This is a genomic window from Streptomyces sp. NPDC045701, from assembly GCF_056432045.1.
On the sequence record NZ_JBWKJV010000046.1, the window covers coordinates 14,126 to 28,237 of the forward strand.

13 protein-coding genes are annotated in these 14,112 nt (G+C 69.1%); 2 read left to right on the plus strand and 11 right to left on the minus strand.

The window, feature by feature from the left end; all coding sequences use genetic code 11:
- Nucleotides 1-125: 125 nt before the first annotated feature.
- A complete protein-coding gene (locus tag AC07DW_RS28935; protein WP_478860627.1) occupies nucleotides 126-491 on the plus strand; it encodes a hypothetical protein in 366 nt (121 codons plus the stop codon).
- Nucleotides 492-1,244: 753 nt separating this feature from the next.
- On the opposite strand, the gene AC07DW_RS28940 is transcribed toward AC07DW_RS28935, so the two are convergent.
- From AC07DW_RS28940 to AC07DW_RS28985, 10 genes are all read right to left on the minus strand, one after another.
- Nucleotides 1,245-1,463 (minus strand): hypothetical protein, encoded by a 219-nt coding sequence (locus AC07DW_RS28940; protein ID WP_478860628.1) that lies wholly within the window; start codon nucleotides 1,461-1,463, stop codon nucleotides 1,245-1,247.
- A 112-nt stretch (nucleotides 1,464-1,575) separates the two neighbouring features.
- Nucleotides 1,576-2,382 carry a hypothetical protein gene (locus AC07DW_RS28945; protein WP_478860629.1) on the minus strand — a complete coding sequence of 269 codons (807 nt, stop codon included), beginning with the start codon at nucleotides 2,380-2,382 and terminating at the stop codon, nucleotides 1,576-1,578.
- A 401-nt stretch (nucleotides 2,383-2,783) separates the two neighbouring features.
- Nucleotides 2,784-3,056, minus strand: coding sequence for a DUF6087 family protein (locus tag AC07DW_RS28950; RefSeq protein ID WP_478860630.1), 273 nt, complete (start codon nucleotides 3,054-3,056; stop codon nucleotides 2,784-2,786).
- Nucleotides 3,057-3,631: 575 nt separating this feature from the next.
- Nucleotides 3,632-4,834 carry a methyltransferase, FxLD system gene (gene fxlM, locus AC07DW_RS28955; protein ID WP_478860631.1) on the minus strand — a complete coding sequence of 401 codons (1,203 nt, stop codon included), beginning with the start codon at nucleotides 4,832-4,834 and terminating at the stop codon, nucleotides 3,632-3,634.
- A gap of 11 nt (nucleotides 4,835-4,845) precedes the next feature.
- Nucleotides 4,846-5,991: a lanthionine synthetase C family protein gene (locus tag AC07DW_RS28960; RefSeq protein WP_478860632.1), complete on the minus strand. Its 1,146-nt coding sequence runs from the start codon at nucleotides 5,989-5,991 to the stop codon at nucleotides 4,846-4,848.
- Nucleotides 5,988-8,948 carry a lantibiotic dehydratase gene (locus AC07DW_RS28965; RefSeq protein WP_478860633.1) on the minus strand — a complete coding sequence of 987 codons (2,961 nt, stop codon included), beginning with the start codon at nucleotides 8,946-8,948 and terminating at the stop codon, nucleotides 5,988-5,990. The genes AC07DW_RS28960 and AC07DW_RS28965 overlap by 4 nt, the downstream gene beginning before the upstream one ends.
- 68 nt (nucleotides 8,949-9,016) lie before the next feature.
- Entirely contained in the window at nucleotides 9,017-9,181 is a 165-nt protein-coding gene (gene fxlA, locus AC07DW_RS28970; protein WP_478860634.1) for an FxLD family lanthipeptide, read from the minus strand.
- 782 nt (nucleotides 9,182-9,963) lie between these two features.
- Nucleotides 9,964-10,800 carry an ATP-binding protein gene (locus AC07DW_RS28975; RefSeq protein WP_478860635.1) on the minus strand — a complete coding sequence of 279 codons (837 nt, stop codon included), beginning with the start codon at nucleotides 10,798-10,800 and terminating at the stop codon, nucleotides 9,964-9,966.
- Between the two features lie 202 nt (nucleotides 10,801-11,002).
- Entirely contained in the window at nucleotides 11,003-12,193 is a 1,191-nt protein-coding gene (locus AC07DW_RS28980) for a helix-turn-helix domain-containing protein (protein WP_478860636.1), read from the minus strand.
- A 552-nt stretch (nucleotides 12,194-12,745) separates the two neighbouring features.
- Nucleotides 12,746-13,150: a transposase family protein gene (locus AC07DW_RS28985; RefSeq protein WP_478860637.1), complete on the minus strand. Its 405-nt coding sequence runs from the start codon at nucleotides 13,148-13,150 to the stop codon at nucleotides 12,746-12,748.
- Nucleotides 13,151-13,716: 566 nt separating this feature from the next.
- Here AC07DW_RS28985 and AC07DW_RS28990 point away from each other — a divergent pair.
- The gene (locus AC07DW_RS28990) at nucleotides 13,717-13,848 is read left to right on the plus strand and encodes a hypothetical protein (protein WP_478860638.1); all 132 of its coding nucleotides are present in this window, start codon (nucleotides 13,717-13,719) and stop codon (nucleotides 13,846-13,848) included.
- Nucleotides 13,849-13,970: 122 nt separating this feature from the next.
- On the opposite strand, the gene AC07DW_RS28995 is transcribed toward AC07DW_RS28990, so the two are convergent.
- Nucleotides 13,971-14,112, minus strand: a 142-nt coding sequence (locus AC07DW_RS28995) for an ISAzo13-like element transposase-related protein (protein WP_478860639.1), incomplete at its 5' end; no start/stop codon positions are given.

Below are 14,112 nucleotides of genomic sequence, written 5' to 3' on the forward strand. Positions count from 1 at the left end.
GGGGACGGCCGGTGATCGGCTTACTGGGCCCAGAAAGCACTAACTTGCTACCGTCAAAAGCCGTCGTGGCCGGCGGTTACGGGTCCGCACAGCCGTCTCTCGCATCGTGCCAGTACGATCGCGGCATGGCGAGTGCACACGAGATCATGCAGCGGATGAAGGAGATCCAGGCAACCCGAGAGGCTGCGATCCAGCCTCTGCTTGAGGTCCTGGTCGAACGCGAGGAACTCCAGCGGAAGCTGGCCGAACTCGATGAGCCATACGGCAAGGCCTTCGGCCAGGCTGAGAGCGGCGGCTGGACTGCGGCTGAGCTGCTGGAGCTGGGGGCCGAAGAACCTGCGAAGCGCCCGAAGGGGCGACCGCGGGGCAAGCGGGCCGGAGCGAAGAAGGCGGCCCCGGCGACGACACCCACCGACTCCTCGACCGCGTCGTCGGCGGCTTCGGTGCCCGCACAGGAAGGTGCCGGAGAGGCTGCCAGGGTGACCGCCTAGGACATCTCCGGCTGACCACGAAGGCCGCAGAGAATGGGCCTCGCTACGCGGGGCCCATCGCGTTGCGCACACATCCTCCACCGGCCGTTCCAGTGTCCGGCCGGACTCCTCCGCGTCAAGGTCGTACGTCCGCCTTGACACTCCGCCCCCCGGCCTGGGGGAAGGTCTTGGCGGGGAGGGAGGAAAAGGGATCGGCGCCCTGGGGCCCGGCGGGTGGTCCGGGACGTCGCACGAGTGCGGCCGGGGAGGGCGGGGCAATCTACGAATCTGGAACGTGCGGCGGTGCCACGGAACCCTTACGGGTGGGTTTCCGGGGCACCGTCTTTTGGGCCCGCTGCCCGCGACGGGGGTGGCGCAGGCAGCGGGGTTTGAGTGCGGGCTATGGCCCGCGGGGGTGGCAGACGATCACAGATCTCCGTACGCTCCGCCGCCGGTCCGGGACCGGAGCCAGACCACTCCGCCGCGAATGTCCGTCACGATGGAACGGGTCCTGCCCTCCACCACCTCGTCGCCCACTGACGGCGACGGCCTCCTCGTCTCGCTCATCGAGTCACCTTCATCTCTGTCCAGACGCGCTTGCCCCACGGGCGGATTGGCGAGCCCATCAGGTCGCAGCCCCACCGGTCGGCCAACTCGTCGAGCAGTGCCAGCCCCCGGCCGCCGGTGTCGTCAGGTCCCGCCGCGCGCATCCGGGGGAGCTGGGTCGGCGCACGGTCGATCACGGCTACGTAGACAGGGCCGTCGTCGGGCCGTTCAATGATGAGCGGACGCGGTCACCGCGGGCGTGTCGGACGGCGTTGGTCTTACGAACAGCTCCGACACCAGCAGTGCCGCGTCCTCCCCCGCCTCCTCCATGTCCCAGGCGCAGAGGGCGATACGGGTTAAGCGCCGTGCCTGCGCCGCCGTCTCGGGGCTGCGCGTCATCGTCTCGCTGTAGCCGGGGCGTCCCGACCCGAGAGGTGTGGTGGTCATGTCGGACCTCGCCGAACCTCGGGTAGCGGATGGTCGAGATGACCGTAGAAGCCGGAGGGGGTAGCGACAGGTACAGTCGCTACCCCCTCGTGGAGAGGTACAAGTTGTACCCCTAGGCGGCCACGCCGAGTTGACGCGCGAGTCCACGTGCGTCGTCACGGATGATGGCGCTGCCGTTCTCCGCCAGCTCGGCGGCCGCGCCTCGGGCGAAGAGGTTGAAGGCGGCGGTCTCGGGGCTCGCCTCGTAGGCCTTCTTCAGCAGATGCACGACGGCCACGTTCTCACCCTCCATGCTGTACGCGCGGGCCGTCTCGATGATGTGAAAGCTGCGGCGCGTGGCGCTCTGAATGGTGCCGAGGTCGATGTCCTTGGCCGCGTCGACCGCCGCGCCGGACCGCACGAGATCGTTGTTCATCGTGATCGCGTACGCCTCGACCATGCCCCGGCCGAACATCAGCCAGGGGTGCACGTACCCGTCGCCGAGCCGCTTGGCGGCGGCGTCGGCGCGGTCCCAGGGGCGTTCGGCGTTGCCCTTCTGGCCCACCTTCGCGAACGACAGGGCGGCGGCCAGGTGCAGCAGTCCACCGAGCGCGATGTCCTCCGGACCACGTTCCGGGTCGTGCAGCCGCATCGACTTCATCGCCAGGTCGACGCGTGCCTCGTGCCGCTCTCCGGCGTCGCGGAAGACGTGGTTGAGGTACCACGCAGATGCGGCCACGGCGCGCGGGCTGTCTACGTCCTGAGCCATCGTCATGGACCGGTCGCCGGTGAGCATCACCAGCTCGGGCGCGGGCTGGAAGCTCAGGTAGAGCTGGGCCAGGTGGTAGCCCTGCGCGAGCAGCACCTGGGACCCGCGCCGGTCGGCACCCTCGTGGGTGCGGGCCGCGTTCTGGAGGTCGGCGAGCAGGGAGGGCAGCACGTTGGCGATGCGGCTGCGGTGGTCGCCGAATCCGTGCCCTGCCTGCCACGCGTTCTGTACCCGGGTGGCGAGCGCTGCGGCCGACGCGGCTCCTCGTCCCGGGTGTGCAGGTCGTAGGTCGTCAGGGACTCTTTCACCCGCAGCAGTGCGGGGTGGGCGGCCTTGGTGTAGGTGGCGGCCGGATTCGTGCTATTAGGCCCGGCGTACGAGCTCAAGCACGGTCTGCGGACTCGACCACTCGAGGGCCGCATCTGGGCGTAGATGGCACCACCACGTCGCCCTCGTCACCACCGCCTGGGCATACAGGAGCGCGCCTCCGAGCCGGGGAGGTCTCGGGTGCGCAGGGGAGCTCGGCTCAGGTGGTGCCGGGGCGACGGAACTCTTCTGTTGGCCGCCAGGGTTCAGGCGCTGGCGGGAGCTTGCTGACGACGGGAGAGGTCCCTGGCCCGAGCCGCCGCGTCCTCACCGGTCTCTCGGGCGGCGGCCGTCAGATCCTTGGCAATTCCTGCCGGGATCCACTGGTGCCCATCCCACTCCTGGATAGCGCGCGGGGTGTCCGGGTCGATATGGGCACCCCGTGTCTGGTCGCCAAGCGGGGTGACGCGCCGCTCACCGGTAAGGGGGCGGCGCTGCTCGCGGTGTGCTGCCCATTCCTCAAGGGGCTCGTCGTCCATGCGGTGCTCCCTCCTTGTCGACCCGTTCAGTGTGCCGCGCTGGCACCGAAGCGGGGAACCAGCGGCGTGCCTCACAGCGTTGCCGTCCACCCGCCGCGGCATAGGGTGGTTTCGCCGTCGGGGTGATGGTGACCCGCGCCCCGTAGACGGGTAGTTCTCCGTGCTCCAGCCACCGCCATCGGATCCGGTCGAGCAGGTCGCACAGGCGCCGCGGGCCGCCTTGGTGAATGATTGCGGTGCGCTCGCTGGGCTTGGCGTGGGCGCGGGCCCAGCCCATGAGCCGTCGGCGTGCAGCATCCAGGCCATGGGGCCGCCGTCGTCCCTGGCGCCTTCAAAGCGCCGTTGCCGGGAGTGATCTAGTGGCGACCAGGGCCGCGTAGCTAGGCTCCCGGCCATGGGCGAATACGTGCAGGTCTCGACCGCCACGCCCACGGAGGAGGGCGCCGTGGCGCTGGCCGGGTCCGCGGTCAAGGCCCGACTCGCCGCCGGAGCCCCCCACGCTGCTTGAGCCCGCACCCTCCGGGCATCCCCGCCACGCGCCTTTCCCCATTGAAAAAGCGCCCCGGGTGGCGGGGTCAGAACGTCAGCATCATGCGGCTCTCTGTCTTGATGATCACGTGCCCCTGCGCGAGGGGCACGTCGGTCTTCAGCGGGGTGATTTCAAGTCGGGGAACTGCGGTGCGTGCGGCTCCCCACGCTTCGATGTGCGCGAGGAGGTCCTGGGCAACCTGCTGGGCGTTCGGACCGTAGGCGGCCGCGCCGAGCCGGTGGGGCCGCTCGGGGTCGATGCCCTCCCTGCGGTGGATCAGGTAGGCCAGGGAGTTCCCGTCGACCAGGACCGGGCTGCGGACCGGGATGGCCGGCCGCAGGAGGGCGTCTTGCGCGAGCGCGTCGGGCAGGACCTCCAGACGGCATACGCGGTCGTCGCTGGCGGTCGCGCGCAGCCAGATGCCATCGAACGATTCCTCGCCGCCGATCCGCTGCTCGGACATGGCTTCCATGCCGGGGATATTTAGGGTGGTGCCGAGCGCGCCCGCGTCCACAACCTGGTCTTCGTCGTGAACGAGGCGGATGGTGTCGTCGTTGTTGAGTGTCGTCGTCTTTTCCCCGTCCTGGCCGATGACCGGGACGAAGCCGCACAGCTCCATCCCCTCCGAGATCAGGGTGTCGCCCCGGCGGCGGAGGCTGACGGATTGTGTCTGGCCGCGCCACCTGAGCGGCAGGACGAGGCGGCCGCCTTCCTCGAGCTGCTGCCACCATGCCGCGGGCAGATCCCACAGTCCGACGGCGGCGAGCATCCGGTTGTAGGGCGCGTTCTCTGGTGCGCCGATCAGTCCGTCGCGCTCAATTACGTGGACGTGCTGGTATCCGGCGCGGTCGAGCATGGTCCGCGCGTGCAGGGCCACGTCGGAGTCGATGTCGATAGTGGTAACGTGCCCGGTCTTGCCGGTGAGTTCGGCGAGCAGAGCGGCGTTGTAGCCCGTACCGGCTCCAATCTCGAGGATGCGGTCGCCGGGCTCGACTTCGAGGTGCCTGAGCATCGTCCCGACGACGGAGGGGACAGACGCGCAGGAGAGAGGGAGGGGGCCGCCGAGAGGGTTTTCCTTGATGGCGACGGCCTGGTCGGCGTATGCGTCTTCCACGGCGATGCCGGGGAGGAATGCCTCCCGGGGGACTTTGCGCATGGCCTGCTCGACGTTGGCGGTCAGGCGAGCGTCTGTGCTGATCTGGTCGACGAGGCGGTTGCGCAGTTCGTTCGTGGTGGGTGTCTGGCTCACTGGCCAACCTTTCAGTTCAGGAGGAGGCACGTCTCCCACCCCAGGTCGGCGGGGTGCGAGGCGTTGAGGGTGTGCAGCGCGAGCAGAACGCCGGCGTCGCCCGTGAGCAGGCCGGCGGCGTCCTGGGGTATGTCGTGTTGCGTCAGTTGGGCGTCAAGACGTGCGCGCAGACCTGGCAGTTCGTCAGCGAGGGCAGGAACCGCGGCGTCGGAGGCGATGCGGTCGCAGGTGAGCAACAGGCCTGGCCAGCCGTGGCAGAGCGTGGTGTCCGTGATCTTGTCTAGCTGCTCCGCATCGGTGATACAGCCGAGCACGACGCGTTCGGCGAACTGGCGGGCTGGTTCGTTGCGGCAGGCAAGCGCAGCCAGTTGGAGAGCACGGCCGATGCCAGGGGTGCCGTAGCACCACGAGGGCCGTTGCGCCGGGGCTCCGCTGGACGGGCCGGTGAGGAAGTCGCTCAGCGGTAGAAGTTCGGGCCACGCCAGGACACCGAAGCGGGTGGGCTGCGCCCAGGTGTTGAGGAAGATGATGGCCTCGCCGAGAGCCTTGTCCTGGCCATCGACGGAGATTCCAGCGCGGCTGGCCAGGGCGAGGAGAGCGATCGGGCCGGTCACTCCGTGCGCGATGCCGAAACTGGCGTGCCCTGCGCTGTATGTGCCGCCCTGGGGGATGCCGCGTGGTCCGTCAGCGGTCCACCAGCCGGGGAGGTGGTGGCCAGCGACGGTGAGAGGCTCGGTGAGCAGCCGTACGAGGTAGTGCAGGATGCGCTCGAGGGCGGTGTGGCGTTCTCTGCGCAGCAGGTAGGCGCCGAGCCCGGTCAGTCCGCTGATCAGGTCGTACTCGCGCATGCGGGGTGGGCGGCCACTGTCCATACGGCGTTGAGCGGCGTCCAGGCGTGCGGCGACGATAGCGATGGTCTCGGCGTCCAGTCTCGCGAGGGTTCGAGAGAAGGCGGGCGGTTCCGCGAAGTGCAGGGCGTAGGCGAGGGCTGGTACTCCCCGGTACAGGGAAGCTTCCTCGGGGTGAGCGGAGACCGGCTGTGCGGTAACGGCCTGCGCGGCGGCGCGGGCGGCTCCCCAGGTGCCGTGACTTCGAGCGGCCACCATCTCGTACAGGGTGGTCCCGATGAGGCCAGCGTCCAGGCTGTCGTGTCTCACGTTGCCCCCTGAGCCTGTAGGGATCGGCAGGCCTGCCGTGCGGCGTGCCGGGCTGCGGCTTCGCTCGCCCGGTCCAGGCCCGCGATTCGGTTGTGATGCATGTGCAGGAGGGACTCGAGAACCCGCTCGGTATGCCCCTCGTTGACGCGCGCCCGGTAAGCCCCCAGGGCGGCCCGGCGTTGCGCCACGGCCGCGGCTAGACGGGGAGGGAAGAAGTTCTTGCGCACCTGTGAGACAGCGGATCGGGTGATCTCGGGACGTCCCCCGCCGCGCGGCACCGGGGTGGCAGCCATCCAGGTCCGGCCCTCTTGGGTGCCGAGGAACCCCTCCGCCAGGTCGACCATGCTGAGGGCACAGAGCAGTTCCCGTTCCATCCGGGGGAGGTCGGCCAGCGCGAACCGGCTCAGGCGGCTGTCCGCGACGAAGACGGCTTCCGCGCCCTCCATCGTGGTGCTAGTGCCGTAGCGGCCGGTCTCGGGCCGGTACTCGTCGATGACCAGGTGCGAGGCGAGCCGGTCTGCGGTGAGTTGCCTGACCCACGCGGCGACCGTCTCGCAGGCCTCGGGACCGGCGGGTACACGGATGCGCAGGTGATCGGTCTCCTGTAGCGACCTGTAGCGGACGAACCACACCTCCTCGGTGCCCAGGGCCTCGAAGAGGGCGGGCAGACGGCGGGTGATGATCTGGTCCATCACCGTCGGGTGGGTGAATACCTTCGCCTGCAGCCAGCCGTCCGCTCCGGGGCAGGCGAGGCCCTCGTTCGTGAGGAGGGGGGCACTGGTCAGATCTGGGTGCGGTAGCTGGGGAGCGACGGCGGAGAGCGGCATCGCGATCTCGTGAGCGTGGCCGATCCACCCGACCTCGGCGGCCGTCACCGTTTCGGTGAAGAGGGCCCAGGAGCGGCGTTGCAGGTGCTGGTGGATCAGACGGGCGTGTAGCGGTTCGGCGAGATCGAGGCTCATGGTCCGGTCGTCGTCGGCGAGGTCAAGGCGCGCGGGGCAGCGCCATGTGGCGGCCCAGTCGGTCAGCGCCGCGTACCACTCCTTCGTGAATGGGCCAGTCGGCATGGATGTCGCGGACAGCTTCCAGCGTGCGGGGGCCAGAATCGCACGGCGGTAGCGGATTCGGGGCAGGAAGGGCAGCGCAGTGGCGGCCGGACCCCAGTCGAATGCGGTCCATGCGGTGGCAAATCCACGGCCGAGCATGGCCAGGAACCGGGCCAGGGGCGGCGCCTGCTTCTCCAGAGCGAGCGGGTGAATCACGAGCGGCTCGATGACGCGCCGCCGGGAGATGCTGACCAGGTACAAGCGCGTTCCGGTGGACACCACGGCCAGATCACCCACGCCGATGACGTGGTCGGCCGGTTCGCGGTGCTCCCCGACGCTGAGCACATGCGGCAGCACGGCGGGGATACGAGCGACGTTCTCTCCGTGGGGAAAGGCGGGCGTGAAGGAGAGCTGTACGGGCAGAGCCCCTCGGACCATGGTGGGCAGTGTGGCGTACAGCTCTGACAGTTCCGCTCCAAGGAGCGCAGTGAACCGCCCCGACAGGACTCCCGCGGCCCAGGCTGGCCGCACGTCGATGAGGAACTCGCCGCGGTCCACGGCGGCGGTGCTGGTGGCCCGAACCCGGATGCCCAGCTCAACATGAGGCGCCGTAGGTCCTGCCTCGACCCCCTCGTCCAGGTCGTCGATGTCCGTATCCGTGAGAACGATCTCCCGGGCACCAGTGACGGCCGCGTGCATCGCCTTCGCGGCGAGTTTCTCGTCCCGGGCCAGCATTCTGGGCGGCGTCTCAACCCACAGCGACATCGGGTAATCAGCGGGGAATCCGATACCTGCGGCCAGGTCGGCAGCCTCGCGTACGGGAACGAGAACACCGGCGCCGTAGCGTTCCCAAAAGTGCGTGGCGTACGCCGACCACAAGGGAGATTCGGCTCGTGAGCGGGTGAGTCGTACGAGCGCGGATGCGGCGTGCTCCGCCTCGTGCAGGACGCGGCCGGGGACCTGCACGTGGGCATCGAGGCGGAGGTCGAGCGCGATGTGGCTGCGGCTGGGCGCGTCAGCGAACAACATGAGGTCGTCGGCGGCTTCGCGCAGCTTGTGGGCAGCGGGTCCGCAAGCCTGGTTGTGGGCGTCCAGGATCCGCATGGTTTCGCCGAGCTGGGCGAGGACCTGCCGCGTTCCCGGATGGAGGCTGTCGTGGTGCGGGGCAAGGGTGCGCATGATGTGGCTGAGGGGGTTGTCCACCGTCATGGGCGCCGCCAGGCCGCTGGTCAGGTACTCGTCGGCGAGTGCCTGACCGAGCAGATGCCGGGCTTCCTCGGGAGTCCCGCCGGCCTCGGTGAGCAGCCTCAGAAGTCTCCGGCCGGTGGTTGGCTCCTCGGCAGCCCGCAGGAGGACGGACAGCGGTCGGCTGATTCTGGCGCTGGCAACGCGGCCGCGCGAGCGGGGCACGTTGATGGTGTCGCCGTGCCGGAAGGCCAGGGTGTTGACCCGGATCGTCAGGTGCGGAAGGACATCGGCGTGGGCTTCGAGATCTCTGCGCACGTGGTCCACCCACATGGTGTCGGGGCGGGCGGCGGCACGGTGCTTGGTGCCGATCGTGGCTGAGGCAGGGCCGACCGAGGCCACGGCGACGCCGGCGAAGAAGCCGAACGGAGTCGCTCGGCCGGTCGCGCGCAGGACGTAGCTGGCGACCGAGCCCACTGCCTTGCGGATCCGCTGCGGCTCGATGTCGTCGTCGGCAAGGATCCGCTCCACATAGCCGACAAGACGTGGGGAGGCGAAGCGCAGCGCAGTGACGAAGGCGTCATCAGCCCAGATGCGCCTGAGCCACTGGCGGCACTCTCGCGCGCACGCGCCGTCGGGCCAATCGGCGGGGCGAGCCGTCATGGGGGTAGCGGCCGCGCGAAGGACCAGCACGTCGCTGGTCCGGCGGAAGATCGGTTGCTTCACAGGTGTCCTCCCGGAAGTGGTGCGGGTGGGAGCGGGCAACGCGCCACCCCACCCGCACTAGGCGCTTGTCAGCTCGACGCGCAGGAAGACGCGCAGGTCGACGCGCAGCCATCGCCGGTGCCGCACATGTCGACGAGCGGCGTCGGGGAGTGCGTGATGGTGGTGTCCAGCTCCCAACCGTCGGTCAGGTCCTCAGCAGCCGTCGAGACCTGGGGCGCGGTGGCTTGGGTCATGTCTATTTCTCCTTCTTGGGTGGGCGGCTTGGCCGTCCCGGGATGGGACGGGGGAGTTCGCAGGACCCCCGTTATGAGCTGCCGTGGTGCGAGTGCAACGCACAACGTGGGCACAGCGTGGAGAGTTGAGCCTGCCCAGCGGCCAGGGCTCCGACGTCATCCGGGGCGCCGGGCAGGAGAGGAACAGTTCTGGACGAAGGCTGGCCTCGCCTCTTGGGAATTTCGGGGCCCTGTCGCTGGAGCCGGATCCGGTGCGGTAACAGGGCGGTACACCCCGTGTCCGGCCGGTGTGGGACGGTCATTGCCGGACACGGGGGTTCAGGTGGTGATGCCGAGCCGAGCTGTGAGGGCAGTGTGGGGCGTCGGCTCGAGGCGGTACTGGGTGAGCACGTCACGGAGCGGTCCGGCCGGTACAAGGCGGTCGCTCGCCGACGGCCGAAGCCAGTAGGGGGCCCTGCGGTGCGTGCCGGCTGAGAGACGGCAGGGTGATCGTGTGGGGGGCTCCAAGACACACGGCGTGGGAGTGCGGCACCCACCGACCGCACGACCCAGGCGGGACGAGCCAGTAGAGCCACCGGCATTCGGGTCCTCGATGACGGGCCCGCAGCCGCCTTGGATCTGGTCCAGGGCCTCGACGGCGCGAACGGGCCTGCAGTCCTGCGCCTGTGATGATGACGTCGAAGAGGTTGCCCCCAGGCGTACGCGGGTGTCCCGGCGGGGCGTGACGTCCAGGACGGTGCGGATCACCTGAGCCAGGTCCGCCATGTCGGCGGCCGGGGCGGTCACAGGTCCACCCGTCCCGGCCGCATGGTGGCGCGGACGGTCTTGCCCTCGAAGCCAGGAGCGACGAACCAGGAGAGCCTGGCGCCGAGTCGCCCCGCCCGCCAGAGGCTGCGGCCCGCTTCACCGTGCACGGCCTGGTCGAAGTCCGGGAACCTGGGGTTCGGGTCCATGACGTCGATGACGAGTTCCTGGGTCTCGGTGACGCGCAGGGCGGCCGAGAGCCGCTCAGGTATGGCGGAGGTTCGGCCGTACTTCACCGCGTTGTCCACGAGCCACCCCAGAACATCAACGGCCGCATGCACGTTGCCGTGCCAGTCCAGCATCGTCAGCCGAGTCATGCCCGTGATGCGGGCCAGGGTCACCCCGCGGGAGCAGGCGGGGATGTCGAGCATCGTTTCGCGTAAGACCGGCGCGGTCACCGCGACGAGTTCCATATCGGAGGGTCCTTCAGTCAAAGGGAGGGTGCACCAGGTCGTTGTGCCGTCCTCGCTCACGCCCCAGTCGTCCGCCAGGGCGTCGACGAGGAAGAGTCCGCGGCCGTTCTCGTCGTCGGGGCCCGCGCTGCGCGGCGCGGGGAGAACGGGGGAACCGTCGTTCACCTGGATTACGAGGTGGTCGCCCTGAAGGTAGACGCGTACGCCGATGTCAAGGCCGTTTGCGTGACGGAGGGCATTGGTCGCCAGCTCTGTGAGCAGGAGCTCGGCCGTCTCGATCAGGGTGGGGCGGCCCCAGTGGACGAGGCTGGCCCGGACGATGCGACGAAGTCGCTGCGGCCAAACGGCGTCGGCTTGGGAGAGGGTGGCGCTTTCTGGGTTGGGACGGCGCTCGATGGACATTTTGAGGGCTGACCGTGCGCCTTCGCAGCCTCTCGATCTTTCGGCGGAGGCAGAGGCCCGTCGACGGGTTCGCTCCGGCTTCGCGAGGTGTGTCGTCATGGTCGGCTCCATGTCGAAATGGCTAGTGACGACATGGTGGTGGCACCACTAGGCCCCAACTAGCCTGCGCTCAGGCTAGTTGGGGCCACGGGTTGACGGAGCGTCACGCCTGTGAGGTCAGCCAGCTCCCGTACGAGAGGAAACTCTCGGGCAGGCGCCGGTGAGCTGCTTCAAGGCTGGCGTAGGTGTCCCTCACCAGGGGGTGGTACTTCGCCTGCTGCGGGGCGGTCTTCCGGGCCTTCAGTAGGCTTGCGAACGAGGCTTCCAACCGCCCTGTCCACATCTGCGCGCGGGCGACCTCGGCCCAGTGATGGCTCGTCCGGGACTTCGGCCAGTCGGCCGGGATGACGAGCTCGTCCGCCGTGTCCACCGCCTTGTCGTACTTGTCGAGCTCAGCGAGAACAGAAATCCGGTGGACCTTGACGTTGGTGCTGCCGAAGGCCATCCACAGGACCTGCGGCGACTCGCCAGTGCGGGCCGCGATGTTCTCGGCCTCCGCAAGGTGTCCCATGGCCTGTTCCTCGTTGTGCGCACGGCCGGCCATCACTGAGCCCCCGAGGTGGAGCTGCCCGGTAACGACGTCCCGCTCCTGGGAAGCTTCCGCCTGCACGATCGTCCGCAGGCCCAGATCGACGAGTCGCTGCCCGGTACGGAACTTTCCCTCTCGCAGGTAGGCGAGGGCCCGAAAGTATTGGTACGCGCCTCCGAATACGGCGCTGTTCGCCCGCTGGGCTGCCCAGTCCATCCGTGTAAGCGCGAGCTGCGCCAGGTCTGCGTACCCCAACTTCGTGGCGACGTCGTACGACGTGCGGTAGAGCGCTGCGAGGACGATCCACCCATCGCTGGAGCCGTGGATGTGGGCGGCCGTGGTTGTCTCCTCGATGAGGCCCGCGACTTCGCTGGCCGCGCGCTTGATCTCACCAGCGCGGACCGCAGCGCACAGGCTCTCGGAGGCCTCCCGTAGTTCGCGGAGGTCACGCGGGGAGATTTCGGGGTCGGCTCCCAGGTCGTAGACGTCCAGCGACTGGCGGATAGGAGCTATTAGCACGTCGAGCTCGTCGGCGCGCAGGTCCGCCTTGTACGGCTGTCCGACGATGGTGGCCACCTCGACTCGCATGGCGCGGGCGCAGCAGGCGACGACGTGTGGCGTGGCCGCGAGCCTTCCCTGCTCCACCTTGATGAGCGTGTTGTAAGGAACACCGGAGAGGTCAGCGAGGGCCCGCTGCGTGAGGTGGCGTTCTCGGCGGAGACGCGAGATCCGTACACCGGTGTGGTCTTGAGGCAGAGCGTGCATACTTGACTCCTGTTCTGCTTCGACAACAGAACGGTACCCCGCGATCGGCTTCGTGGGGGCGCGGACGAACCCCGCTTCTACGGAGCGGGGTTCGTCGTTTTGCCAGTCGCGCGTGAGGTTCAGCGGACGCGTGCTTCAGCCCGACCTGACCGAAATGGTGTGCGGCCACCCGGACGTGATCAAGGCCCGGCTCACCGCGCGGGGGACGCACACCGGTACGAACGCGTCGCGGACTCCAGCCGCGTAGAGTGCGCCTATTTTGCAGACGCCGCTAACGGGCTGCCCCGCGATTGATCTTGGGGCGTGGTGGCCTGGCGATTCGGCTGGTGGGTGATTTAGCAGGCCTTCGTGCGGACAAGCACGAGCTCGGTGCTGGGCTTGTTTCGGGTGGGCCTGCGGGCGGCGCGGCCGGAGACCAGGCCGGCGATGGCCCGGTGGGTTTCACCGTAGGTTTCGCGGCGTCCTGTGTATCGCTGGAGTGGGCGCCACTGGCGGTGCTCCGCGTTGGCGTGCCCGACGCTGATCCGGGCCGGGGACTGGCGGCGCTTAGCCTCACGTCAGCCGTACCGTTCGGTCAGCGGCCCGTGGTCGTAAGCCGGTGCCCTCCGGTTTCTCCGGCGGGGCCGGGACCTGGCCGAGGAATTCGTTTGCCAGGCCCCGGTATCCGTTGTCGGCCCCGGCTTTCACACCCGGGTGCTGACGGCCCTGCCCGGCGATGCCCTCGGTGCGTACCGCGGTCTGGTCGTGCATCCGGCCCGGCCGGATGGCTCCGGAGAACAGGGTGCGGCCCTGGCCGTCGCTGATCGTGGTGGTCTTGACCGTGTTCTGCCTGTGCTTGCCGGAGACGAACGCGCGCCGGCCCGGCCGGCCCGCCTGTGGGCGGCGGACCTGGGTCTCCATCCCGTCGGTCCTGAGCGTGACCTGCCCGGCCCCGGCGCAGGCGAACACATCCTCCATCGTGCGCAGCCGCTGCCCCGGCCGGCCCGGGACGGCGAATCCGCGCCCGGCCAGCAGCGGACGGATCTCACCGATCGCCCGGCCGGTCGTGGAGCACCAGCCTCGTAGATCACCCCCAGAGCCGCGTGGGTGAGCCCAGTCCGCACATGCACCAGGGTCACCAGCAGCCGGTCGGCGAAGACCAGCTCGTACTCCGGCCCGGCCCCCGCCTCCCGCTCGCGGGCACCACCGCGCCGTTCCCGGCGCCCGGACTCACACCGGGCCTGCCACAGTGGTGCGGGCTCGGCCACCGACTCGCCGAGATGCTGCTTCGAGAGCCCGCAGAAGGCACAATGAGACATGGCCGCGCGGGCCTGACTGAGCATCACACCCCAGACAACTCGCGCGGCCTCCGCCATGTCCCCACCCATGACCACGATCAATCGCGGGGCAGCCCGTAAGTTTCCTACGCATCAAGGGACAGACGTGGAGGCCACACAGACGCCGGCCGACGAGGGCGCCCGCACGATCCGCCGCCGCGATGTGGGCACGGGTCCGCGCGGCCAGGCGGTTGGTGTGACGCACACGTGGAGCAACGTGGAGGCGCACCTCGGCGGCTCATCGTCACGGCCGCCGCCGCGCTAGACAATCTCACCGGCGATGCCTGGGACACGGTGGACGAGCGGCTGCGCTTCCTCGTGGAGAGGGTCGCGGCCTGAGCCAGACATGCCGTTGCCCCGGTACCAAAGGACTGGATCCCGGATACCGAGAGAGTCCTGGACCAGCGTCGGGCATGGTCCAGCGGCGAGTTAGGGCTCGCGCGAAAACTACTTCCTTCAGCTTAGTTCCAGTCGGGATGGAAGATGTGGCGGCTGAGCAGGGTTTTCCCGAAGACCTTCATGTCCTTGTCGCTGATCTTGATGCCCTTGGGGTAGTCGCCGAGACCGAGCCTGGCCTCCACGGTCAGGCCGGTCTTCGTGGTG

Excerpts from the sequence above, each read along its gene's own strand:
- AC07DW_RS28935 (WP_478860627.1), top strand. The coding sequence starts at position 126 with ATGGCGAGTGCACACGAGATCATGCAGCGGATGAAGGAGATCCAGGCA.
- AC07DW_RS28940 (WP_478860628.1), bottom strand. The coding sequence starts at position 1,463 with ATGACCACCACACCTCTCGGGTCGGGACGCCCCGGCTACAGCGAGACG.
- AC07DW_RS28950 (WP_478860630.1), bottom strand. The coding sequence starts at position 3,056 with ATGGACGACGAGCCCCTTGAGGAATGGGCAGCACACCGCGAGCAGCGC.
- fxlA (WP_478860634.1), bottom strand. The coding sequence starts at position 9,181 with ATGACCCAAGCCACCGCGCCCCAGGTCTCGACGGCTGCTGAGGACCTG.
- AC07DW_RS28975 (WP_478860635.1), bottom strand. The coding sequence starts at position 10,800 with ATGTCCATCGAGCGCCGTCCCAACCCAGAAAGCGCCACCCTCTCCCAA.
- AC07DW_RS28980 (WP_478860636.1), bottom strand. The coding sequence starts at position 12,193 with ATGCACGCTCTGCCTCAAGACCACACCGGTGTACGGATCTCGCGTCTC.
- AC07DW_RS28985 (WP_478860637.1), bottom strand. The coding sequence starts at position 13,150 with ATGGAGGATGTGTTCGCCTGCGCCGGGGCCGGGCAGGTCACGCTCAGG.